Here is a 23,464-nt window from a genome sequence, read left to right on the forward strand (position 1 = left end):
GCGGAAGCCGGCTACGCGATGCCGGGACGAGAAGCGGCGCCGCGCAGGCGATCAAACAGCCAGTCGGGCTCGCGCGGCGCAGCCTGTCCGCGCCAGGCAATATGCGAGTCCGGACGCACCATCAGCAGCGGCTCGCCGAAGCCGTAGCAGGCCTTGGTGCGATCGACATCGAGCAGCGTCAGGGGAACTTTCGACCGCGCGGCCGCTTCGACCAGCGGCGCCACATCGACCGCCGGGCCGAAGCGCAGCAGCGTATAGGCGGGGCCGAGCGCATCGAGCAGCGAGCGCCCATCGGACAACCACAGATGCGGGACGCGCGCACCGGGCACCGTGGAAGCTGTGAAGCTACCCATGCTGTAGGGCGGCGGCGCCTCGCCATCATGGGCAATGATCGGCGAGCGGTCATAGTAGTAGCCGAAGTTCAGGCCGGCACAGCAATATTGCTGGACGTTGAGATCGTAGGCGGCCTGGCCGAGCCTGCTGCGAGCGGCCTCACCGGCGGGCCCGTCGAGCTCGACCTCGGGCGGCACCGCGCGGCGCTGGCCCATCACGGCGAGGGCGTGGTTCATCGCGAAATGCGACACCTGCTCGGTGATCGGCTGCCGCTCGGCCTCATAAGCATCCAGCAGCGCGGGGCTGCCCCAGCCCTGCAGCACGCCGGCGAGGATCCAGCAGAGGTCGACGGCATCGGCAATTCCGGCATTCATGCCGTATCCGGCATAGGGGATCCAGAGATGCGCGGCGTCGCCGCAGATGAAGGCGCGGCGGTCACGGAAGCGGTCGGCCACCAGGCGGCGCCCGACCCAGTCCTCCTTGCTGATGATCTCATACTGGAAACGATCATCGACACCGAGAATGGTGCGCAGCGCCCAGTCGCGATCGACGCTGTCGAACGCGACCTCCTCCGCGGCGAGGTGATTGTGGATCAGCCATTTGTCGCGGCCGTCGATCGCGACCGTGGTGCCGCAGCGGCGCGGATTGAGCGACATCGTCATCCAGGCCGGCTTCTGGTGGATCAGATCCTTCAGCGCCGGCGCATGGATGTAGGTGGACTGGACCCGCTGCACCACGTCGGTGCCGGACAGACGCGCGCCGATCAAGCGACGCACCGTGGAGCGACCGCCATCGCAGCCGATCAGATAGTCGGCCGAGATCGCGATCGGCTGCTCGGTGTCGAGATCGCGGGCGCGGGCGATGACGCCATCGGCATGCTGCTCGAAATGTTGGACCTCGACACGGTTGATGATCCTGACACCGGACTGCGCCGCGGCAGCGGCGAACAGGATCGGCTCGAGATAGATCTGGTTGATGCGATGTGGCGGTTCGGGCGTCGGCCAATCCGTATCGGGGCCGACGGTCGCCGTGTAGCGCTCCGCACGGCAGGGGATCGGAATGCGCGTCAGCTCGCGCCCGACGACGGCCGTGCGATAGGCACAGTCGTTGGGAAACTCGGCCGGAAGTCCGCCGTCGCGCACCTCACGCACGATGCCGAGCCGGCGGAACACCTCCATGGAGCGGGCCGAGACGTGGTTGCATTTCACGTTCGGCGGCTCGCCGGCGCGGCGGGTCTCGGCGACGACCACATCGATGCCGCGGGAGGCGAGATCCATCGCGGCCGTCAGGCCGACCGGCCCCGCGCCGACGATCAGGACCTGGGTCTGAATGCTCTTCATGTCATATCCTACCACGTCTCGTGTGACTCAGGTTCGCTCGGGGCCCGCCAGGCGTGTCTCGGCCAATCGAAGACGGCGGATGCGCACCAAGCCGGCGTCAATGGTAGAACGGCAGCTTCCCAAGCTGCATACGAGGGTTCGATTCCCTTCGCTCCAGCATCCCTCCCGATCACCTCGGCAATTCGCGCAAGAACTCCAGCATCGCCGCATTCACCTGTTCCGGCCGCTCCTGCTGGGTCCAGTGGCCGCAGCCGGGCAGCATGATGGTGTTGCGCAGCAGCGGCACGGACTGCTTCATGTTGGCGATCTGCTCCGCGGCGCCTGGAAATTTTGTGACCACGTCCTGATCGCCGGCGATGTAGAGCGTGGGTACGGTGACCTTCACGCCGTCGAAGGCAGCCAGCTGCTCCCAATTGCGGTCGACGTTGCGATAGTAGTTGAGAGGGCCGCGGAAACCGCTGCGGGAGAACTCGCCGGCGTAGAAATCGAGATCGGCCTCGCTGAGCCATGACGGCGACGGGACAGTCCCCGTCGGCAACATGCCGCCCGATCGCTGCACCATGCCCGCGCTGAGCATCCTTTCGCTTGGCGTTCCGTTGGAGCGGGTGGCCGCCATGCCCTCGCCTGAACCGCCGAACAGCATGGCGCGCAATGTCAGGCGCGGATCCCGCTCGAACTCGGCTTCGGTGACGCCGGGCTGCTGAAAGTACAGTTGATAGAACTGCGCCTCCGCGGTCTGCGGCATCAGGCTGGTCGGGGGCGCCGGGCCGCGCGGCCGGTACGGCACGCTGAGAATGACCGCCGCATGAAAGCGATCGGGACGCAGTCGCGCCGCCTGCCAGGCAATGCTCGCGCCCCAATCGTGGCCGACGATGACGGCGTTCGGTGCCTCGAGCGCATCCAGCAGCCCGATGAGATCGCCGACGAGATGAAAGATCGTGTATTGATCGATCGCCTCGGGCCGATCGCTCTTGCCATAGCCCCGCATATCGGGAGCGACGGCGCGATAGCCGGCCTCTGCGAGCGCTGCAAGCTGATGACGCCAGGAGTGCCAGCTCTCGGGAAAGCCGTGGCAGAGCAGAACCAGCGGTCCCTGTCCCTGCTCGGCGACGTTGAGGCTGATGCCGTTGACCTTGATGATCCGCTGCGTCGGCTGGCTCATGTCACGGATCTCCTCGCTGAACGTTCGAACGCTCGTCGATCGTATATCCCGAAGTTCATCTGGTTACTCTCATGGCGCTCCGGCTGAAACAGACTACACTCCATTATTGATGTCAAGACAACAGTATGGTTCAACGCGCCGCTTCCCCAGCTTCGGCACCAGGCGAATGCCTCAAAATGACGGCCTGCTCATTTCGATGTCAACACGTCAAACTTGACTTTCAATTCGATGTGTTGACAATGTTTTTAACAATGGGCGCCTTGGGCATAGTTCAAGAGCCGCTCGGAGAGGCCAGGATCGGCTCGCAAAGACGGCATGCCGAACCTCGACAGATTCGTACCTGCAGGGAGGACATATGCCGGAACCACTTCATCAAGCCATGGGCTTTTACGGACTCGTCCGATCGTTTCGGTTCGAGGCCGATGTACGCGATTGCGAGGTCTACGGCCATTTGCCCAAGGAGCTGAGAGGATCTTATTTCCGGGTCGGCCCCGATCGCGCCTACCCGACGCTGGAGGGCGACACATCCATCAATGGCGATGGCATGATGTCGGTGTTCCGTTTCGAGGACGGCGGCGTGGATTACCGATGTCGCTACGTCGAAACCGAGCGGCTCCGCCATGAGCGGCAAGCGCGACGCCGTCTGTATGGTAAGTACCGGAACGAATATACCGATGACGAGCAGACGACGGGCACCGACCGAGACAACACCGCCAACACCCACGCGTTCTCACACCACGGACGGCTATTCGCCCTGCGTGAGGACAGCTTCCCAACCGAAATCGATCCAAAGACGCTGCAAACGCTCGGCACCTGGAATTGCGGCAATCGACTGAAGTCGAAAACAATGACGGCCCACCCCAAGGTCGATCCAGACACGGGCGAATGGTGGAGTTGCGGCGTATTCGCCCATAAGCGTTACGAGGGCGAAACCACCCTGCAGGTCATCGATCGCAACGGAAAACTGATCCTGGAGGAGGAGTTCATGTCTCCCTACCCAGGCATCAGCCACGATTTCGCAATTACCAAAGAGCACGTCATCTTCCCGATTATGCCGCTGACGGTCGATATGAGACGCGTCAAACAGGGCGGGGATTTCTACGCCTATGATCCCGACCTCGCGCCCGTCTACGGCATCATGCCGCGTGGTGGCAGCGTTTCGCAGATCCGCTGGTTCAAGGTTCCGGGCGCATTAATGGCGCACGTGATGAATGCCTACTCGGAGGGGCATATCGTGCATCTGGACGCCCCCATCGCCAGCGGTAACAGCTTCCGCATGTTCCGCGACGTGTCTGGACACGAGACGGATCCCGCGATGGGCATTCCGACCATTTCGCGATTGACGTTCGATCTCAAGAGCGGCGAGGTCTCGATCAAGCCCTTCCCCGGCTCTATCGGCGAGATGCCGCGATGCGATGAACGCTTCACCGCGAAGCGCTACCGTTATGGCTTTCACAAGGCGCGCGAAGCAATCGTGCGTGTCGACTGGCAAAGCGGAGATCGTACGGTCTGTGCCCTGCCACACGCTCCATGGGGGGCTCAGGAGCCGGTGTTCGTCCCCCGCGCTCCGGATGCCCCCGAAGGCGAAGGCTTTGTCGTCTGTCTCGTCAATATCGAATCCGAGAACCGTGCGGAGCTCCTCGTGCTCGATGCGATGAAGATGGACAAGGGTCCGGTGGCAACTGTCCGCCTGCCCTTCAATCAGCCCGGCGCGTTTCACGGCTGCTTCGTCTCCAACTAGAGAGACCACCCGCAGGCGTCCGGCGAACGCCGCTGCACGCCTGCCATCTGCTTCAATTGTCGTCGACGAGCCACCAGGCCTCGTCGACGGCATGGTCAGTCATGCGGAAGGCTTGCGGGCGGCAGGACACCGCGGAGGCCCTCGATCAACATGGCTGGTGCTCACCATGTGGACACCGTCGCGTGGCTGGCCACTGCACCCGATTGCGCTTGGCGCGGCGACCTTCTGATGGTCGGCGCCGCGCTTTACATGGCGCTCTACAGCATCTGGTCCAAACCCATCATTCGCCGCTCGGGCCCCATTCCCTTCACGACGCTTGCGATGGCGGCCGGTGCTGCCGTCCTCGTTAGCCTCTCCATGCTCCACGGCAGCTTTGCAACCGTCGAAGCCTTCGGCCCGCCGCAATGGCTCGGCGCACTCTATCTCGGTGCCTTCGGCAGCGCGCTGACCTTCTACCTGTGGGCCTTCGCACTGGAGCGAACCACGCCGACCCGTGTCGTAATCTCCGTCACCGTCAATCCGGTTGCAGCCTCGCTGGTCGGCGCAGCATCGCTGGGCGAGCCGCTGTGCTGGAATCTCGCGGCCGGGATCCTGACAGTCTTCATCGGCATCTGGATCGCGACGCAATCACGACCGAGGACAACCGCCGAAACCGATCGTGCATTGCAGGAGCTGTGACACTGAGCGGCAGTTGCCGACTCGATGCAGCGCCGCAAGTCAGCAGGCTCCAGGCCATCCATGGCCCGGTCGGGCAACCCGATCACGTCCGCAATTCGGCTATAACCGGCCTTCCCGCCGAGTGCATCGACGGCAGCTCCTGGCCCATGGCTGCCGACTTGCGGCACTGCGGCAAGTCGGCAGTTATCTGGGATACACCGACCGTGGCGCCGACCCGTTTCGGAAGGACAACCCATGGTCCGGCAGTGAGAGCCGTCAGGGCCGTGCCATGTCGGTTATTCGAGGTTGTGCAGAAGAAACTTTGCTCGGCATGAGATTTTCAGTCTTTGACCCATTGCGGTCATTCCGGCGGACGTGGGAATCGACGTAGGCATTGCTCGGCCCTGGGCATGGCATCATGCAGAAATTGCTTGGGCTCTCGAAGCCAGAGACCATCATACTCACGCGACTTTGACTCTGAGATCAGCACCTCCATTGGAAGAGGAATCAACTGAGCAGACCATCCTGGCCACCAGCGGTTCGCTTTCGCTTCGATGTGGCCGAACAGATGGCTCCAGCTTGAAAAGCCATGATAGTCGAAGGCCATATCATCGCGTACAACCACGATGTGGTTGCCGGTGAAGCCCTTTGACGGCTTGATCCAGAGCGGAGCAAAGCCGGACTGCGGATACGCCTTGAGGAAAGCAAAGGCGAGGATATGGCACGCCCCACAGGCAAAGAAGACCCGGTCCGGCAATGACCAACGGCGAACGGGGTCCTGCTTCACTCCATCTGCGACAACATACATGAAGACGCCCTCCAATCCGACCTCATCAAATGTCTGATACGTCGCCTTCTGGCCCAACTCGGAAATCCCTTTCAGCGCTCGCACGATCCGGCTGCCAAGGTGCAAACGGAAGTTAACGGCCGCGGAAGTGCAGAGCTGCTCTTCCCGGAGTCGCTGGCAGAGCGGAAATGTTTGGCAGACAGCCAAATCGGCTCACAAATCGGCTCAGTTGACCACGCGAACTCTCTAGACGAGCAGACAAGGATTCTAGACTAGCATAGAAGGCATAAGAAGGAGCCTAGGTCGTGCATATACTTTCCACGCTGTGCGGCCTGCTCGCTGGCCTGATCCTCGGGGCTCTCACCGCGTTTTTTCAGCTGTTTGGGCTGGCTGCGCTTGAGCTTGGCGCCCAGCGTTTGCTCAACTCTCCTCTGTCTCCGAAGCAGGATCTGTTCTTGAACTTGGCGGTCTATGCGGTCCTGCTGTATTTCGTCTTCTTTCGTGCGCTGTTCGGTCGTGACGAGCCAACTCCAACTCAGTTGTTCTATCGTACTTTCATCGTTGCTCTGCCGCTGCCGGGCATTTGGCTAATGTATGCATGGCCAGCTTATGGAGGCTAGAGCTTCTCGCGTGACCCCCGCCATCCGCTGCCAATCGCCGGAACCTGACGATTTTTAACTAAGGAAATGTGAGGACAGCTATTGGTCCATGGCTGCCGAGCCGGGATGTCCGCGCTAACGGTCGCGACCGGAGGTAACCCGGACATAGTGATCCAGCCCGGTTCGATCTTGAGTACCAGCGACCTTCGACCTCCGTAATGGGCTGGAAGGGGACGCTGTTGACTTGATCGAAGATTCAGCTTCGGGTCAGATGTCGCCCTTCGGTCCTGCCGTGCGCTACTTCCGGTTGGCTCCCGGAGCGGACATGGCCGTGCAGGCGACGGACAGGCATGTCGGACGCCACGCCGCGGGATCGGCGATCCAGCGGTTGATGTCGGATTCCCGCCAGCCTGCGCCGTTGACGCTGATCCTGAGTTGGGCCGGGAATGTGCCTTCGCCGATCTTGCGGTAGATGGTGGATCGGGACAGGCCGGTACGAGCAACAACGGTTTTCAGGCGGACGATCCGGTCTGGTTCGCGCATGGCTGCGCTGCCTCCTGCTGACTGCTCCTGATCTACACAGAGCAAGCAGTCGCGCGTGCAAGGGCATTTTTCAAGGCGTCGTACTGTGGCGGGCAGACGGCGGCAAACAGGCCGGGTCAACGTTCGAGGCCTCTGTCTCTTCCAAAGCCTATGCCATGGGCGATGGCCAATTGCTGGCCGAGCCGGCGACCTGATTCGAAGGCGATGCCGAGGTCTTTCCTGCGGCTGGTGAGGATGGACTCCAGTTGCGGATCGCGTTCGAGGCCTTTGGCCATGTCGCCCATCGCCGCGCGCGTCGCCCTGTAGCCGGACATGTCGCCGGCCTGATACTGTCGCTGGCTGGTGTGGTCGAGCTTCTGCCAGCGCTCCACGAAACGCGCGGCGCGGCGGCTCGGATCGATGCGCAGTTTGGTCTCGAGCTGGAGCGCGCGGATGGCGCGGTTGAGGCGTCCGCCAGCGGCCTCGCGGGCCAGCTCGGGGTTCTTCTTGTAGGCGGCCTCAGCGTCGTGGGAGCCATAGGGACGCACCTTTTCGAAGGCCTGCCGGGCGGTCTGTAGCTCTTTGACCTGTTCGGGGCTCGCTCCGCCGCCCGTCTCATGGGCCGCGAAGATCGCATCCACGGCACGAGCATGGCGCACCAGCGCCCGGGTCCGCACGCGACGGGCTTCCGCTTCGGGATCTTGCGCCACGGTCCTTGCCGGCACTTCGGCTTCGCGTCGGTCGCCTGTCGTGCCGCTGCTTTCTCTTTCGGAGGTTCCCCGTTCGGGCCGTCGTCCGCCATCACGGTCGAGCACCTCTCCAGGAACGCCAAGGCCGTCGAACATGCCGCGCAGCTTCTCCGGCACGGCCTTGCGCACGATCTCGGCCACGCGCTCGCGGAACGTGATCCCGCGCCGCTCGGCGTAGCTCTGGACGGGATCGGCACGGTCGTAATCCGAGGCCATGTCCTTCGACCGGTCGCGCGACACGGCACGGTTGAGCCGATCGGCATCGGTAAAATCGTCGCGGCCATAATGCAGGTCCACGCTGTGGCGATGCCGCGACAGGGCGACATAGCTGCTGTGGGCGTCCATGCCGGGCGTTGCCAGTACATGGACCTGGTCGACTGTCATACCCTGCGCCTTGTGGATCGTCGCGGCATAACCGTGGTCGATCCGGTTGTAATCCTTGAGGTCAAAGCGCACGGACCGGCCATCGTCGATCTGCACGGTCATGGATTGCGCGCTGACCAGTTCAATCGTCCCGAGTGTGCCGTTCTTGACGCCAAGCCCACGCTCGTTCTGCAGGAACATGATGCGGTCTCCGCCGGCGAAGCTTCTCGCGCCGCGCTCGACCGTTACACCCACCTCGTCACCCAGATCGCCGGCGGCCCGCATCCGTCCGCGCGCCGCCTCGTTCAGCGCGCGCACCTCGTCATTGGTATGGGTCAGGATGATCCGGCTCCGGTCCGGCGAGACCTGCCGGTCGCGGTCCCAGCGCGCGATCAGATCGCCCCGCGCCTGCTCGCGGGTCATCGCCTCATGCACCATGCCATTGGCCCGATAGGCTTCCAGCGCATGGCTGACTTTGCCGGTCGCCAGATTGCGCGTGGCGTCGCGCTGCCAGTCTTCGCGCTGACGGCGTATTTCGCCGATCTCCGCCCCACCATGACGCTCATGGATCGACCGGAAAGCTGCGCCCGCCTCGATAGCCTGCAGCTGCTGCGGATCGCCGACCAGCACGACCTTGGCGCCCGCCTCGGCAGCACGGGACATCACGCGCTCGAGCTGGCGTGTGCCGACCATGCCCGCCTCGTCGATGACGAGCACCTCGCTCGATTTGAGCAGATCACGGCCCTGTTCCCAGCCATGCTCCAGGCTGGCAATCGTGCGCGACGCAATGCCCGATCCGCCTTCGAGGTTTTCCGCGGCAATGCCGGACAGTGCCACGCCCCGGACCTCGTAGCCGGCTGCCTCCCAGGCCTCCCGCGCCACCCCCAGCATCGCGCTCTTTCCCGTCCCGGCATGGCCGACCACGACGCTGAGACCGCGTCCATCCGTGACATGCGCCAGCGCCTTCGTCTGCTCCGACGACAGCACCAGACCGCGCGCTTCCGCTTGCACCAAAGCGGCTTGGCGGTCCGCGTCACGGACCTCATGGCGCTGCCGGTCCGCCAGCAGCTCGGAAGCGCGATGCAGGCGCTGTTCTGCCTCGACCATTCCACGGGTGGTGAATCGATCCTCGCCGCGTGCGTCCTTGCCGAGTTCGACCAGATCGGGCGCTCCTTGCATTGCGCCCGCCACCTGGTTGAACTGGTCGAGCCCATCACTGTGACGATGCGCGAACTTCGCCAAATCCCGGCGTGTGAAGGTCGATTGCTGCTGCGTGATGGCGTCCAGTCCAAGGGAGGGATCAGCGATGATCCGCGCGCCGTTGTTCCGCGCGATCTCGCGGTGCATCTCGGCGCGGTCGGCCTCAGCGCCTTTGCCTGCGATGTCCCGACCCTCGATGCGTTTGGCCGGTGCGCCGATCTGGCTTTGCGGCTCCAGCGCGAAGCCCTGGGCTTCCAGACTGCGATGATCGATTCTCGCGTCGATATCGAGCTCGGCCAAGCGCTCGTTGGTGAGCTCCGCCCAGCGTTCGCGCCAGCGCTCGACCATCTCCGTGCGATTCCAATCCCGCACCTTCTGGCCAAAGCCGTTCTCGTCGACCGAGCGCATCGTCAACATGACATGAGCGTGGGGCTTGGGCAGTCCGTCCTCGGACCTGTCCCAATGTACATTGAGATCGGCAACCATGCCCAGACCCACGAACTCGGTTCGAACGAAGTCCCGGGATAGCTCGATGCCCTGCGCCTCACTCAGCTCGCGCGGAAGGGCGAATTCGACCTCACGGGCCAACTGGGCGTCCTTCCGGACTTCGAACGCCTCGACATCGTTCCAGAGCCGCTCGCGGTCGCTCCATGCCACCGGCGCATTGTCGGGCAGCATCACCTCGGAATGAACGACACCGCGCTTGGCGGAAAACTCATGCTCACGGCCGAGCCGCTCGTCGCGCAGGCGGGAGGCCGAGCGGTACGCCGCCGACGCCACCGCGCTGCTCCCAGCCTTCCGGCCAATGACCTTGACATGAAAATGATAGATCGCCATCGCGATCAGATCACTGGCACAGCGAAGAGTACGTCGGAACGACGTATAAGCGCGCCCTCCCTCGAAAAATTCTCGGGAGGGATTACACCGTCTCAAGCCGTCCTGACGACCTTACAGCATTCTGTCGGGTGTCCAGCTATCATTTCTCCATAGACACTCATGGAGACGACGATGCGTAAACCAAGGGACTTTGATGCGGACCTAAAGGTACTGGACGACAAGGCCCGCGAGCTGAAAACCCGCAAGGTGCGCCAGCTCGGCGAACTGGTCATCGCCACCGGAGCCGACACGCTCAGCGCCGAAGAACTGGCAGGCGCGCTCATTGTGCTGGCTGAGACGAAAGAGGCCGGAAAGAGGGAGGCATGGGCCAAGCGCGGGGCCGCGTTCTTTCAAGGCCGGGCGCGGCGAAATGCACCGACAACTGACCAAAACAGTCANGGCCGGGCGCGGCGAAATGCACCGACAACTGACCAAAACAGTCACGGCGCTCCTGCGCAACCGAGCGGCGCGCAACCGGCATCAAGCCGCAAGAGCGCGACATGATATGCGTACATGGCAGGTCGAGCGCCGCAAGCGCACACGGCATCTCATCGAACTTGGCGGCCTCGTCGTCAAAGCCGGTATCGTGGATTTGACCGGCGATGATCGTGCCATGATCTACGGCGCGCTGTGCTGGATGGCTGACAAGCTCAAGAGCGATCAAGGCGAACGGGCACGAGCGCTATGGACCGCAAAGGGGACGCAGGAGCTGGAGGCGGACACTGCAACACACATAGATCGAACTGCTTCAGCAGTTCGCCGTTAGTAATTTCATCTTCGCCTCCTTGCTTTCTGGGTGCCGCAGCTGCTGCACCCCTACCCTCATGCTCGGTCCAACGACCGTGTCGGCCTTCGCCGAAATGAATACCCAGCGTGGTGGTATGCTGGATGAAATTCTGGCTTTGGGCTAATTGCATCCTGAAACGGTCGACGATGGCCGCTTCAAACGATATCGTTGCCCAGAAGACCGGCATATCGAGCCTCTCGGCCGGTGACCGCCGACACGAGGCGTAAAAGGGGCGAGGGGGGTATCAACGTGGTATTCTTGTTCGTCGTTGCAGCCGCGATCTTTTTTGGTGTACTCGCCATTTTGCTCGCGGTGGTCGTCGCGGGGGCCCTTAGTTCGCGGAAAAATCCAATCGGCGAACACCGAAGACGGCGAGGAAGTCTGGTATTTTCGCGGCAGCTCACCCATTACATTTTGGATTCACGGTGGTCTGCGCTCGCCATTTTGTGTGATTTCAAGCGTTATGCTTCTGCGTATTCTTCCGCTGTTTATGAAATCGTGAAATAAACGCCGACGCGACGGAGCGCGTTGCAATCCGGCTCAGTTACCCTATCGACAATAAATCGATTCGGATCAAATGACTTGCGACGATGGGTGTCGCAAGCGCTGTTTAAATCCAATGGCCCCGGAGATTAGCCATGCTTCGTCGTAATGTGAGAGCGAAGTCAATTGTCATTGCGTTCGCTTTTCTTCACGCCACTTCGGCGGACGCCGCGCGGGTAATAAAAATCCAAAACATTGCTGGAAACTATATTTTCGCCGACGGATCTGCGGCCCATCAATATAAATGCAAGATCAAGTTGTCGCTGGAGAAAGAAGGCGAAAACTATCATCTCGACATCCCGCCGGCTTGCCGTGAGCGATTGGCAGTGCAGTCGGTGAGCGCCTGGAGGTTTCGGCCTGAAACGAACATGATCGTATTCTTCAGCGATGGTGGATCACCGATCCTGGCGTTTGCAGAAAATGAAGAACTCGAAGCAGGCAGTGGCGGGTTTTACTTCGATGAGTCATTGGGTGACGGAAAAATGGGGTCACGTTATATTCAACAATTGGCGCGCTAGGCGGCAATCGCAGCGCATCTCGAGCGCCGGAATGATCGCCGTAGCGTGTAGTGCGTAAGACGGATCGGAGCCGAAGGCGTAATCCGCCGCTTCGAATCATGGCGCGGTGAGGTTGAACGGGCGGGTGAGGACTGCGGCCAATACGTCCCAGCACAGGATGTAGAACTAACCCGGCACCTCGGCGCAAACTGCCGATCAGCAACAGGCCTCGGCGCTATTCGCGACGCCCGCGCAATGGGCCTGCCCGGCAGGCGCCGCGCACGAAGCCACCACCATGCACAATGGCGCCGAATGGAACGACGCCGAAGGCTGAACCAGTTGAAGGATCGGCGCGCTACATGAGAAATGAGCAGTTCGCGGCAACTTTTCCCTGAGCGCTCTGAGCAACCGCTCGGACGGCCTGCCCGCCTGCTGCAATTCTCTAATCGTGTCATGACCGGCGACCCAGAGAAATTTGCCACGCGGGTGCGCCGCCGAGACGAGCGGGCGTCCCGGATCTTGATACGTTCGGCATCACTGCCGCCGAACGTATGGCCTCCGAAGCACAGCAAATGGCTCCACGAGCGATGTGATGTTGAAAGAGAACAAGCTGTTTGAAAAGCCGGTTTTGTTTTCAAAACTCAAACGGTAATTTTGGCTAAGCGCTTGATTTGAGTGGCGCGCCCCGGAACGCTTCGAACGTCCGCCCCTCAGATCCGTAGTCAGCCGACCTGGGCGATAGAGGTTGCGCCATTGTACCGGTCGACCAAACGACCCGCCTTTCTCCCTCTATGCTAGCCAAATATTCGATCCTGATCCCAGGATCTGCCTTGTCCTGATTTCTTCGGTCAGGATGCAGAGGTCAGCTCCAACCGCGCGTGGCGAGAGCGCATTTAACGGTTCTGGTCATGAACACCGCATTTCTCCTGATGGCGCAGTATGGTGCCAAAGCCATCATTCCGATTGAGGACGTCTGCCGAGATTATTTTTCACATCTCAGCCCCACAAAGCTCGTCCAAAAAATTGGCGCGGGGGAAATTCCAATCCCCCTGGTACGCATGGAAGACAGCCAGAAATGCGCGAAGGGTGTACATCTGGTGGATCTCGCTCAGTATTTGGATGCTCGGGCTGAAGCAGCGCGCAAGGAATTAAACGCGCTCATCAGCTGAAGCGCGTCGATCAGCCCTACCTGGCATAAGAACAGCCTCGCGCTTCGCCGTCGGCGCCTAGCTCTCGTTCTAAGCGCACCCAGAATCTGCCAAAGCTGGTGCCGGCTTCTAGTCGACGCCTGCCCACCGCCTGCGCTTCTCCTGCGGATCGAAGTCACCTTGGAGCGTCTGGATCCTGCGCGCTTAGCCGGTACAACAAAAGGTACGACACGAACTTAAAGACCCGCCTTAAGCTTCTGACCTCATTCGCTTTTCCTTAGCAACAGGTCCAATCCATCATCGGGGCGACGGAGAAGCGTCCGATTCCGGCGGAGCCGTATTTTGAAGTCTGTTCAGGCACCTGGGAGCCGATCCGAACTCTTGATCCGATCAGCCGCGGACCGCGCCGGACTTCATCCGGCATCAGACCGCGACTGCAGCACGGCAGGTAATGGGAACGCGAAGTGCCCGCAAGCGCAAAAAGCGCGCCTCCGGCGCATTCCCGGGAGCAGAAACCGGACCATGACACCGGAACGGGCTACGGAAAAGAGGAGTGGAACGAGATCAGACCAGGGAGCGTCGAGAACGGACAGGCGTCAGAGCCCCGCCCCCTTCGCGATCGCCGCGGCGAACGAGCGATCGAGAATGGCAGCGGCGTCGAGCCGCTCCTTGATGAGGCCGCTGCGCGTGTAAAGGTCGATCGTCCGCTGTTCGTCGCTGACCACGCTGTCGTCGATTGGCGCGATCCGCACCTTGGCGCGCTTGAGCCAATTGAGCGGCACCGCCGGCGGAATGTTCATCAGCCGGCCCCAGGTCTCGGCATAGCTCTCGACATTGCCGAGCGACCAGGCGCGCGCGGCGGTGAGGCGCTGCACGAAATCCTCAAGTGCGGCGCGCTTGTCCTTGATCGCCGCTGGCGTTGCCACCTGGAAGCTCAGGCCGGGCGTCAATCCTTCGCCGGTGATGATGCGGCGTGACTTGAACAGCACCTCCTCCTGGCTCACATACGGCTCCCATGTCGACCACGCATCCACCGAGCCTTGCGTATAGGCGACCTTGGCGTCCGATGGCGGAAGGAACACGAGCTGGATATCGTTGGTGGTCCAGCTGCGCGACTCCAGCGCGGCGAGCACAAGCTGATGGCCGATCGAGCCGCGGCCGGTCGCGATGGTCTTGCCCTTGAGATCGTCGAAGCTCCTGATGCGCGAGGTCTCCGGCACCAAGATTGCGAGCCCCTCTTGGGTCTGCCGGATCGCCGCGATGGCCTTGACCGGCACGCCCGAAGCCGCCGCGAAGGTGAACGGCGCGTCGCCGACCAGCCCGGTCTCGATCGCACCGGCGCTGAGCGCCTCCAGGAGCGGCGCCGCCGCGACGAACTCCTTCCACTCGATCGTGTAAGGCACGTCCTTAAGCACGCCCGCCGCCTCCATCACGGCGCGCGAATTGCCCTTCTGGTCGCCGACACGCAAGCTGACTTGCGCGAGCGCCGATGCGGTGAATGCGAGCAAGATGCCTGCAACAGCGAGAACACGCTTCATTCCGCCGCCACTCCCTTGGCGCGCTGCCGGGCGGCGATCAATTGCCGCGTCGCGGGGATCAGCTCGCGGCCATATTCGATGGCATCGATCAGCGGATCGAAGCCGCGGATCAGGAAGTGGCTGATGCCGAGGTCGTAATAATCGCCGAACACCTCGGCGACCTGCTCCGGCGTGCCGACCAGGGCCGTGGTGTTGCTGTTGGCGCCGGTGAGCTTGGCAATCTCGGTCCACAGCCGCTTGTCAACGCGCTTGCCCTGTTCGGCGATCGCGAGCAGGCGCTTCGCGCCATCGGTGGCATGGCCGTCGGCCGGCTTGCGATAGCCGGTCTGGTCCTGCAATGCGGTGGCGCGCTCGAGAACGGCCTGCGCCTTGGCCCAGGCCTTCTCCTCGGTCTCGGCGAGGATCGGCCGCACCGACAGCGAGAAGCGCGGCGCCGGCCGGCCGTGCCTGGCGGCTGCGGCGCTGACGCGGGCGACCTGCTCGCGCACCTGGGCGTAGGACTCGCCCCACAGCGCATAGGTGTCGGCATGGCGGCCGGCGACGTCGATCGCGGCATCCGAGGCGCCGCCGAAATAGATCCGGATGCCCTCCTTGCGATACGGCTTGAGCTGCGCAAACGCGTTCTCGACCTGGTAGTACTTGCCGGCATAGCTGAACGGCTTCTCGCTGGTCCATTGCGACCGGACGATGTCGAGGAACTCGCTGGTCCTGGCGTAGCGCTCGCTCTTGTCGTCCAGCGTATTGCCGTCCTGGCGCAGCTCGGCGGCGTTGCCGCCGGTGATCACGTGCAACGCGACGCGGCCCCTGGAGAATTGATCGAGCACCGCAAACTGCCGCGCTAGCAAGGTCGGCGCAGTGAAGCCCGGCCGCTGCGCGATCAGCACGTTGAGCCGGGAGGTCACGCCCAGCACATGCTGCGCGACCTGCAGACTGTCCGGCGAGGTCGAGTGGAACGCCAGCAGCGCGCGGTCGAAGCCGGCATTCTCATGCGCTTTCGCGACCGTCTCGATGTGCACGGGATCGAGCACCGGGCCCTGCCGCACGATCGTCTCGGACGAGTTGTTGTTGGAAATGAAGCCGATGAATTCGATGTCGGACATGGGTCCTCTCTCCTGAAATCTCAAAGTCCAAGCGCCAGACGGCCGGCAGCAATTCGCGTCGCGTCGTCCTGCGGGGTATGCACGCGCCCGCACAGCACATCGCGATAGTGCCGCTCGAGCGGATTGGCGCGGCTGAGCCCGTGGTTGCTCGACAGCGACAGCGCATCCTCGACCGCGGCGACCGCGTTGTTGGTCACGGTGAGCTTGATCACGTTGCCTTCCACGGGGCTGATCACGCGGCCCTCGTCGAAATCGCGCGCGACGCTATGGATCAGCCGCGCATTCACCTGCAGCCGCGCCTCGATCGCGCCGAGCACCTCCTGTGCCCGCGCCAAGGTCGCCAGCGGCGCGCCGAGGCTCGACGGGGTCCGTGTCTTGAGAAAATCGACGATCCAGTTGCGGGCGGCGCGGGCGACGCCGTCATAGATCGCGCCGACAAAGGCCGCATGCACCAGCGCCTGGGTCGGGTTCTGCACGCGCCAGTCCTCCGGCTTGCGCAGCTCGATCTCGTGGTCGAGCGGAACAACGACGTCGTCGAACACGACATCATGGCTGCCGCTGGCGCGCAGGCCGAGATGGTCCCAGGTCTCCACGATGCTGATGCCGGGCAGTCCCGCCTGCACGAGGAACAGGCCGAGCCGCGGCTCGGCCTCATCCGTCTTGGCCCACACCGAGTACCAGGACAGGATCGGCGCGCCGGTCGAATAGATCTTGTGCCCACTCAGCCGCCAGCCGGTCTCAGTCCGACGCGCAATCGTCTCGGGCAGGCCGCCACGCGACGGCGAGCCCAGCGCCGGCTCGACGCGGAACGTGTTGATCAGGGCGCCGCGCTCGACCGAGTCGCGCGCCAGCTTGCGCGCGAGCCGCGGCGGATATTCCTGATGCCGCGCCATGACGAAATGCTGGATGTAGTGCATGGCCAGCACCAGCGCGGTTGACGGATCGGCTTCGGCGATGATCCCGAGCACACGCGCCGTGAGACCTGCGCCGGCCCCGTGTCCGCCGAGTGCAATCGGCACCGTCAGCGACAGCAGGCCCGCCTCGAACAGGTCCTGGAAGTTCTGGAACGGGAAGCTGCGATCCCGATCATGCAGCGGCGCGCGTTCGGCGAACGCCGGCACCAGCCGGAGCGCACGTGCGATCACCTCGTCCTCGTTTGCCGGCGCGGTCTGGCGCGACAGGATGCTTTCCACAGCGGCTACCATGTCGCCTCCAATCCGAGGAGACCGAGGATCTGACGGCGCAGATCGGCAAGATGCGGATCGCCGCGATGCCGCGGATAGGGCCTGTCCACGACGATGTCGGCCTTGATGCGCGCCGGCCGGTCGCTGAGAACGACGACGCGGTTGGCGAGCACCAGCGCCTCCTCGACATCGTGGGTGACCAGCAGCGTCGTGAATCCCTTGCGCTGCCACAGCGTCACGAGCTCCGCCTGCATCGCGATGCGCGTCAGCGAATCGAGTTTGCCGAGCGGCTCGTCCAGCACCAGCACCTTGGGATCGTTGACGAGCGCGCGCGCCAGCGCGACGCGCTGCGCCATGCCGCCGGACAGCTGGTGCGGATAGGCATTGCGGAAATCGGCCAGGCCGACGAGATCGAGCGCGGCGTCGACGCGATGCCGCTGCTTCTTCAGGATGCCCTGCGCCTCCAGGCCGAGCGCGACATTGTCCCAGACGGTGCGCCAGGGAAACAAGGTCGGATCCTGGAACACGACGACGCGCGAGGGATGCGGGCCCTTGATGCTGACATCGTCCTCGCGTAGCGCGCCGCTGCGCGGCTTGTCGAGGCCCGCAATCAGGCGCAGCAAGGTCGACTTGCCGCAACCGGATGGTCCAAGCAGCGCCACGAACTCGCCGGGCTCGACGACCAGGCTGACGTCGTCGAGCACCTTCAGCTCGGCGCCGTCGATATCGAAGGCATGATCGACATGCGCAATGTCGATCGCAGCACCGGGGAATTGCGCCCGTGTCACCTCAGCGACGGCTACCATTTGACGACCCCCTTCTGCCAGACCAGCACACGGTCGCGGGTCTTGAACAGCAGCGTGATCGCGCCCGAGCACAGCAGCGACATCACCAGCAGCGCGGCATACATGTTGGCATAGGCGGCCCAGCCTTGCGCCCATTGCAGATACCAGCCGAGCCCAGCCTTCACGCCGATCATCTCGGCAACGACCAGCACAGCGAAGGAAGCGCCGAGCCCCATGAACAGGCCGACGAACACATGAGGCAGCGCCGCGGGAATTGCGACCTTCAGCACCAGGAACCAGGGCTTGGCGCCGAGCGTGCGCGCGACGTCATAATAAGCTGTCGGCACGCTGGCGACGCCGGACCAAGTCAGCACCGTCACGGGAAAGCCGGTCGCGAGCGCAATCAGGAACGTCGATGCGCTCCAGCTGGTCGGGAAGGTGAAGAACGCGATCGGCAGCCACGCCGTGGCCGGCAACGGACCGATGAAGCGCAACACCGGATGCACCCAGTAGCCGATCCTGGTCGACCAGCCGATCGAGACACCGGTCACGAAGCCGATCGCAGCGCCGATGACATAGCCGCCGAGCTGCAGCTTGACCGACGCCCATGCGCTGTCGAGCAGCTTCGGCAGATCGTCGGTGTAGACCTCGATGATGGCTTGCGGCGGGGGAAAGAATGGCAGCGGCAGCCAGGCGAATTTGGCTGTCGCGAGTTCCCACGCCGACAAGAAGACGCCGACTGCGATCAGCCAGGGGCTGCGCTTGCGCAAGGCCGCGCCGGCGCGGCCGAGCCGTGACGCGGTCAGACCGGCGACCAGCACCAGCGCTGCGATCACGAAGGCCGCGACGGCGAGATCCGTCGTGCGTGACCAATCGCCGACATCTTCCCGCACCAGGCAGGACGCGCCAAACAGCGCCCACGCCAATGCTGCAGCAATGCCCGGCGCGAGTTCACGCAGTCTGTCAGCCAGACCGGTGCCGCGTTCGAGTCCGCCGGCGGTGGTGGTGTCAGACAGAGAAAATGTCGACATAGATTCGCTCGGCAAATTTGTTGGTGTCGGTGCTCGGCTTGAACACGGAGACGACCTTGAGGTCGTCGGCATAGGCCTTCAGCTCCTGCTTCAGCGCCGGACCATGCGGATGGTGATGATGGGTGTGGTAGCGCGCCATGCCTTCGAGATCGGCCAGCGTCGCCTGCTTCGGCGCGTACGGCTGGAACGACTTCGCCGCCTCGCTCGGATTCTGTGCCGTGAACATCGCGGCATCGAGCAGCGCCTGGGTGATGGCGCGCCCCACGGCCGGCTCGTCGCGCACCAGGCTGCCGCGCAGCCCGAGGATGCAGCAGACCCGGTTCTGATACTCGCCGTCGAGATTGGAGGCCACTTCCTTGTAGGCGGGGTCCTTGAGCCAGAGATAAGCGAGCGGATCGGAGGCCAGGAACGCCTGCGTCTCGCCCTTGTCGGCCGCGACGTTGACGACGGCCCCCGGATAGACCCGCCAGTCGACGTCCTTCACCGGATCGATGCCAAGCCGCGCCAGCTGGATCGAGAAGAAGTTCTTGTCGGGGCCACCGAGATCGCCGACCGCGACCGCCTTGCCCTTAAGGTCTGCGAGCTTGGTGATCCCGGAGTCGGCGCGCACCAGCACGCGCATGCAGCCACCATGCGTGCCGGCGGCGATCTTGACATCAAAACCCTGCTCCAGCGGCTTCAGCCAGCGCAGCGCCATGCCGAGGCCGGCGTCGCTCTTGCCGGTCGCGATGGCCTCCAGCAACTGGTCGGTCGAGCCCGAGTAGTTGATCAGCTCGACGTCGAGATTGTGCTTTTTGAAGAAGCCCTGATCGATCGCCACCGGGACCGGCGTCAGGCAGACCGCACCGGCATTCCAGGACAGTTTCAGCTTGCGCGGCGCCCCCGTGAGGGCTGGTCCATCCGTCGCGGTCCTGCAGATCGGAAACTGCGAGAGATCGATCTGCGGTGTCGCGCGCAGCGACAATGCCTGCGCCCCATACCCGCCAAGCGGCGCCGCAATCGCTGCCGCAGCGCCGGCCTGCAACAGCCTCCGCCGGTCGAGCATCGTGGGTGTCCTACGCTCTTCGTTCATCACTATCTCCCCCGGGAAATGCTCCGCGGCGGGCGCAGACGCATGGCGTCCGCGCACCCGTCCTGCGGCGTGCGTCAATCAATCATCAGACAAGATGGCGGTCTTCACCGCATGAATTCATGCACAAATGATGCGGGCGAGCGGACCAGCCGTCAATGAAATGGATTTTCGAATGCACCGCCGCACCAAGTGATTATCTCCCCGCACTGCAACCCAGGCGATGAAATCCGTTTCTTTCGTAGTTGTCCCGATCATGCGCGACGGTCGCAAGACGGACTGCGGATTCGTCCGGCTGCGAATAACGGTGCGACAACGTCCTATGGACTGATGCGTTAACGACACGATCGTTGCCGGGCACGGCTGCAAATCAGTCGGCCATTTCATTGACGCTCTGCCGGACCGTCTTACAGTTCAGCTTTCAGCAACGACACTCAGGATACGACGGAATGACGGCGGCTTCGAAGAGACACGGTTCAATCGATCGGCGAGGGCTGGTGGCCGCCACGCTCGGCACAGCGCTGCTGCTCGCCGGAACGGCATTCGCTGCGGCAGGCGACTCGATCGTGCTGCGTGTCGGCGACCAGAAAGGCGGCAACCGCTCGCTGCTCGAGATTTCCGGTCTCGCGCGCGACCTCCCCAACAAGATCGAGTGGGCCGAGTTCCCCGCAGCCGCGCCCATCCTCGAAGCCATCAATGCCGGCTCGCTCGACGTCGGCTACACTGGCGACCTGTCGTTCCTGACGGTCTATGCCGGCGGCGCGCCGATCAAGGCCATCGGCGGCACGCGCTCCGATGCGAAGACGCAGGCGATCCTGGTGCGCAAGGATTCGCCGATCAAATCCGCGGTCGATCTGAAGGGCAAGAGACTGGCCGGCACGCGCGGCGGCTGGGGACAGTTCCTGATCGATGCGACGCTGGAGAAGGCCGGCTACAAGCTCGACGAGGCCACCTTCGCCCCGCTCGGTCCGGTCGATGCGAAGGTCGCGCTACTGGCTGGCTCCGTCGATGCCTGGGCGGTGTGGGAGCCGTACATCTCCTACGCGACGCTGAAGGACGGTGCGCGGGTGGTCTCGCATGGCGAGGGCCTGACGCCGACCATCACCTTCATCGTCGCCTCGGACACCGCCATCGCCACCAAGCGCGCCGCGCTCCAGGATTTCGTCAACCGGCTGAACCAGGCGCGCCTGTGGTCCCTCGACCATGTCGCCGACTATGCGAGAAGCACGGCCGAGCTGACGAAACTGCCGGAGGACGTCCTGCTGGCGGCCTATCAGGCGCAGCGCACCACCCCGATCGTCATCGATGACGTCGTCGTGACGGAGGTGCAGGCAGCCTCGGACCGCGCCACGCGCTACGGCATCCTGAGCAGGACGCTCGACGTCAGCAAAGCCGTCGATCGCAGCTTCACGGTGCCGGCCGGATCGAACTGAGCTCGCGCAACCAGGCCGAACGAGGCAAGCCCCGTTCGGCCGTTCGTGAACGCCAGACCCTACCAGCTGGGCAGCACAGCACCCTTGAACTTGCTCAGGACGAACTCCTTGACTTCCGGCGTCCTGTAGCTGTCGACAAGCGTCTTCACCCAGGGCTTGTCCTTGTCGGCGGCCCGCACTGCGATCAGGTTGACGTAGGGCCCCTTGGGGTCCTCGCGCAGGATCGGATCCTTCACCGGATCGAGACCCGCCTGGGTCGCGTAGTTGGTGTTGATCGCGGCAGCATCGACGTCGTCCAGCGCCCGCGGCGCCTGCGCCGCATCGACCTCGACGAATTTCAGCTTCTTGGGATTCTCGGTGATGTCGAGCACGGTCGGCTTGAAGCCGACACCGTCCTTCAGCTTGATCACGCCCTTGTCGCGCAACAGCAGCAGCACCCGGCCACCATTGGTCGGATCGTTCGGAATCGAGACCTTGCCGCCATCAGGAATGTCGGCCCAGCTCTTGTGCCTCTTCGAGTAGACTCCGATCGGGAAATTGACGGTCAGGGCGACCGCCTCGATCCTGTAACCGCGATCGGCCTTCTGGTTGTCCAGATACGGCTGGTTCTGAAACGAGTTGGCCTGGATCTCGCCGGCGTCGAGCGCGGCATTCGGCACCACATAGTCCGAGAACTCGACGAGCTGGATCTCCAGCCCCTTGGCCGCGGCAATCGGCTTCACCGCCTCGAGGATCTGCGCATGAGGCCCCGGAGTGACACCGATCTTGATCGTGTCCGCCATGGCCGCGCTCGACCAGGCAAGCGCCGCCGAAACCAGCAGCAAAGAACGTCGCAACATCTGAAATCTCCCAATGATCGATTCTGTCTCCGCGTCGATCAGCCGACGCGGCCGGCCGCCTGACGGTGGGACCTCTCAACGCCGCGCTCGGCCTGGCGCTGCCGTATCCGCGGGATGATCTCTTCGGCGAACCGCGTCATCTCGGCCTCGAAGGGCTGAAATTGCAGCATGAACAGTTCGATGCCGGCGGCATGAAAGTCGATGATGCGATCGGCCACCTCGTCATAGCTGCCGACAAGCCCGGCGGCCGTGCCGCCATTGCTGCCCACCCGCGCGCTCTTCTGCATGGTCTGCATCATGACGACCTTGGGGTCGGTGTTCTGCTTCTGGATCGCCTTCATCGGCGCGTCCTTCTCCGCAAGCCGCAGCAGTCGTTCATGCGCCGCATCGGCCTCCGCCGCGGTCGACCGCGCGATCACGAACGCCGACAAGCCGAAGCGAAGCGGCACGGCCGCGCCTCTCGGCCGGGAGGCGACATTGTTGATCAGCGCGGCGACATCGGCGAGCGGCTGGCCGTTGATGAACCAGACATCGCCATGATCGGCCACCAGCGCCCGCGCCGGCTCCGATTCGCCGCCGACATAGATGCGCGGCCGCGCACGATAGAGATCCTTCGGCCGCAGCGCGTAGTCCTGCACATCGAAATATTTGCCTTTGTAAGTCAGGCGCTCGCCCTGCAGCAGCCGCGACACCACGGTGATCCATTCCCGGCCATAGGCATAGCGCTCATCGTGCTCGGCAAAGCCGATCCCGGCGCGCGCCAGCTCCGGCCTGTTCCAGGCATTGACGAGGTTGATCGCGAACCGACCTCTGCTGATGTTTTCGATGCCGAGCGCCATCTTGGCGAGCACCACGGGATGGAAGAGGTATGGCTTGATGGCAGTGATGATTTCGATGCGGCTGGTGAGCGCGGCGAGCGCCGCGGCCGCGCTCCAGGCCTCCAGCTGATCGAGATCCTCCTGATGCGGATTGATCGTGTGCTGGGCCACCAGCGTGGCATCGTAGCCGAGCTCCTCCGCCTTCAACACGAGAGCGCGATTGCGCTCCCACGACGCATCATAGGGCTCCTCCGGATCCTGATGGGCCGCGCGCGGGCCATGCACCGACGCCCAGATGCCGAAACGAAGCGGATGAACCATGATCGAACCTCGCGAACGCGTCCGGATCGTCCCCGCGGCGCG

Annotated in this window: 21 protein-coding genes and 1 tRNA gene; 9 read left to right on the forward strand and 13 right to left on the reverse strand. The window is 63.5% G+C overall.

Annotation, left to right across the window (positions count from 1 at the left end):
• Window positions 1–11: 11 nt before the first annotated feature.
• Window positions 12–1,673, reverse strand: a complete 1,662-nt coding sequence (locus HL671_RS09420) for an FAD-dependent oxidoreductase (RefSeq protein WP_172236237.1) — start codon at window positions 1,671–1,673, stop codon at window positions 12–14.
• 94 nt (window positions 1,674–1,767) lie between these two features.
• On the opposite strand from HL671_RS09420, the gene HL671_RS09425 reads away from it, so the two are divergent.
• Window positions 1,768–1,829 (forward strand) — tRNA-Gly (locus HL671_RS09425).
• A gap of 13 nt (window positions 1,830–1,842) precedes the next feature.
• Here HL671_RS09425 and HL671_RS09430 read toward each other — a convergent pair.
• Entirely contained in the window at window positions 1,843–2,835 is a 993-nt protein-coding gene (locus HL671_RS09430; protein ID WP_172236238.1) for an alpha/beta fold hydrolase, read from the reverse strand.
• 355 nt (window positions 2,836–3,190) lie between these two features.
• Between HL671_RS09430 and HL671_RS09435 the strand changes: the two genes are divergently transcribed.
• Window positions 3,191–4,576 carry a carotenoid oxygenase family protein gene (locus HL671_RS09435; protein ID WP_172236239.1) on the forward strand — a complete coding sequence of 462 codons (1,386 nt, stop codon included), beginning with the start codon at window positions 3,191–3,193 and terminating at the stop codon, window positions 4,574–4,576.
• Between the two features lie 228 nt (window positions 4,577–4,804).
• On the forward strand, window positions 4,805–5,254 hold the full coding sequence (locus HL671_RS09440; protein WP_246579414.1) for a DMT family transporter: 450 nt from the start codon (window positions 4,805–4,807) through the stop codon (window positions 5,252–5,254).
• A 340-nt stretch (window positions 5,255–5,594) separates the two neighbouring features.
• On the opposite strand, the gene HL671_RS09445 is transcribed toward HL671_RS09440, so the two are convergent.
• Window positions 5,595–6,125, reverse strand: coding sequence for a hypothetical protein (locus tag HL671_RS09445; RefSeq protein ID WP_312010697.1), 531 nt, complete (start codon window positions 6,123–6,125; stop codon window positions 5,595–5,597).
• A 200-nt stretch (window positions 6,126–6,325) separates the two neighbouring features.
• On the opposite strand from HL671_RS09445, the gene HL671_RS09450 reads away from it, so the two are divergent.
• Window positions 6,326–6,640: a hypothetical protein gene (locus tag HL671_RS09450; RefSeq protein WP_172236241.1), complete on the forward strand. Its 315-nt coding sequence runs from the start codon at window positions 6,326–6,328 to the stop codon at window positions 6,638–6,640.
• A gap of 276 nt (window positions 6,641–6,916) precedes the next feature.
• Here HL671_RS09450 and HL671_RS09455 read toward each other — a convergent pair whose 3' ends face one another.
• Together HL671_RS09455 and traA are read right to left on the reverse strand one after the other, a co-directional pair.
• Window positions 6,917–7,162 (reverse strand): helix-turn-helix transcriptional regulator, encoded by a 246-nt coding sequence (locus tag HL671_RS09455; protein ID WP_172236242.1) that lies wholly within the window; start codon window positions 7,160–7,162, stop codon window positions 6,917–6,919.
• Between the two features lie 116 nt (window positions 7,163–7,278).
• Window positions 7,279–10,290 (reverse strand): Ti-type conjugative transfer relaxase TraA, encoded by a 3,012-nt coding sequence (traA, locus tag HL671_RS09460; RefSeq protein WP_172236243.1) that lies wholly within the window; start codon window positions 10,288–10,290, stop codon window positions 7,279–7,281.
• A 171-nt stretch (window positions 10,291–10,461) separates the two neighbouring features.
• Between traA and HL671_RS09465 the strand changes: the two genes are divergently transcribed.
• From HL671_RS09465 to HL671_RS09480, 4 genes are all read left to right on the forward strand, one after another.
• Window positions 10,462–10,833 (forward strand): conjugal transfer protein TraD, encoded by a 372-nt coding sequence (locus HL671_RS09465; RefSeq protein ID WP_172236244.1) that lies wholly within the window; start codon window positions 10,462–10,464, stop codon window positions 10,831–10,833.
• Window position 10,834: 1 nt separating this feature from the next.
• Entirely contained in the window at window positions 10,835–11,095 is a 261-nt protein-coding gene (locus tag HL671_RS09470) for a conjugal transfer protein TraD (RefSeq protein WP_172236245.1), read from the forward strand.
• 659 nt (window positions 11,096–11,754) lie between these two features.
• On the forward strand, window positions 11,755–12,177 hold the full coding sequence (locus tag HL671_RS09475; RefSeq protein WP_172236246.1) for an AprI/Inh family metalloprotease inhibitor: 423 nt from the start codon (window positions 11,755–11,757) through the stop codon (window positions 12,175–12,177).
• An 887-nt stretch (window positions 12,178–13,064) separates the two neighbouring features.
• Window positions 13,065–13,325: a pyocin activator PrtN family protein gene (locus tag HL671_RS09480; RefSeq protein WP_172236247.1), complete on the forward strand. Its 261-nt coding sequence runs from the start codon at window positions 13,065–13,067 to the stop codon at window positions 13,323–13,325.
• A gap of 575 nt (window positions 13,326–13,900) precedes the next feature.
• Here HL671_RS09480 and HL671_RS09485 read toward each other — a convergent pair.
• Genes HL671_RS09485 through HL671_RS09510 form a run of 6 tightly spaced genes read right to left on the reverse strand, consistent with a single transcriptional unit; the run spans window position 13,901 to window position 20,014 of the window.
• The gene (locus HL671_RS09485; RefSeq protein ID WP_172236248.1) at window positions 13,901–14,842 is read right to left on the reverse strand and encodes an ABC transporter substrate-binding protein; all 942 of its coding nucleotides are present in this window, start codon (window positions 14,840–14,842) and stop codon (window positions 13,901–13,903) included.
• Window positions 14,839–15,942, reverse strand: a complete 1,104-nt coding sequence (locus HL671_RS09490) for an LLM class flavin-dependent oxidoreductase (RefSeq protein ID WP_172236249.1) — start codon at window positions 15,940–15,942, stop codon at window positions 14,839–14,841. The genes HL671_RS09485 and HL671_RS09490 overlap by 4 nt, the downstream gene beginning before the upstream one ends.
• Before the next feature lie 20 nt (window positions 15,943–15,962).
• Window positions 15,963–17,147, reverse strand: coding sequence for an acyl-CoA dehydrogenase family protein (locus HL671_RS09495; RefSeq protein ID WP_172236250.1), 1,185 nt, complete (start codon window positions 17,145–17,147; stop codon window positions 15,963–15,965).
• Complete coding sequence (locus HL671_RS09500) at window positions 17,141–17,932, reverse strand: ABC transporter ATP-binding protein (protein ID WP_172236251.1); 792 nt, start codon at window positions 17,930–17,932, stop codon at window positions 17,141–17,143. The genes HL671_RS09495 and HL671_RS09500 overlap by 7 nt, the downstream gene beginning before the upstream one ends.
• Window positions 17,926–18,942: an ABC transporter permease gene (locus HL671_RS09505; RefSeq protein WP_172236252.1), complete on the reverse strand. Its 1,017-nt coding sequence runs from the start codon at window positions 18,940–18,942 to the stop codon at window positions 17,926–17,928. Before HL671_RS09505 ends, HL671_RS09500 begins: the two co-directional genes overlap by 7 nt.
• On the reverse strand, window positions 18,920–20,014 hold the full coding sequence (locus HL671_RS09510; protein ID WP_172236253.1) for an ABC transporter substrate-binding protein: 1,095 nt from the start codon (window positions 20,012–20,014) through the stop codon (window positions 18,920–18,922). The genes HL671_RS09505 and HL671_RS09510 overlap by 23 nt, the downstream gene beginning before the upstream one ends.
• A 446-nt stretch (window positions 20,015–20,460) precedes the next feature.
• Between HL671_RS09510 and HL671_RS09515 the strand changes: the two genes are divergently transcribed.
• Window positions 20,461–21,444 (forward strand): ABC transporter substrate-binding protein, encoded by a 984-nt coding sequence (locus HL671_RS09515; protein ID WP_172236254.1) that lies wholly within the window; start codon window positions 20,461–20,463, stop codon window positions 21,442–21,444.
• A gap of 59 nt (window positions 21,445–21,503) precedes the next feature.
• Here the strand turns inward: HL671_RS09515 and HL671_RS09520 are convergent, their stop codons facing one another.
• Together HL671_RS09520 and HL671_RS09525 are read right to left on the reverse strand one after the other, a co-directional pair.
• Window positions 21,504–22,283 (reverse strand): MetQ/NlpA family ABC transporter substrate-binding protein, encoded by a 780-nt coding sequence (locus HL671_RS09520; protein ID WP_012043423.1) that lies wholly within the window; start codon window positions 22,281–22,283, stop codon window positions 21,504–21,506.
• A 38-nt stretch (window positions 22,284–22,321) separates the two neighbouring features.
• Window positions 22,322–23,422, reverse strand: coding sequence for an LLM class flavin-dependent oxidoreductase (locus tag HL671_RS09525; RefSeq protein ID WP_012043422.1), 1,101 nt, complete (start codon window positions 23,420–23,422; stop codon window positions 22,322–22,324).
• Window positions 23,423–23,464 lie beyond the last annotated feature (42 nt).

It is taken from the genome of Bradyrhizobium denitrificans (assembly GCF_013179005.1).
Taxonomy (GTDB): domain Bacteria; phylum Pseudomonadota; class Alphaproteobacteria; order Rhizobiales; family Xanthobacteraceae; genus Bradyrhizobium; species Bradyrhizobium denitrificans.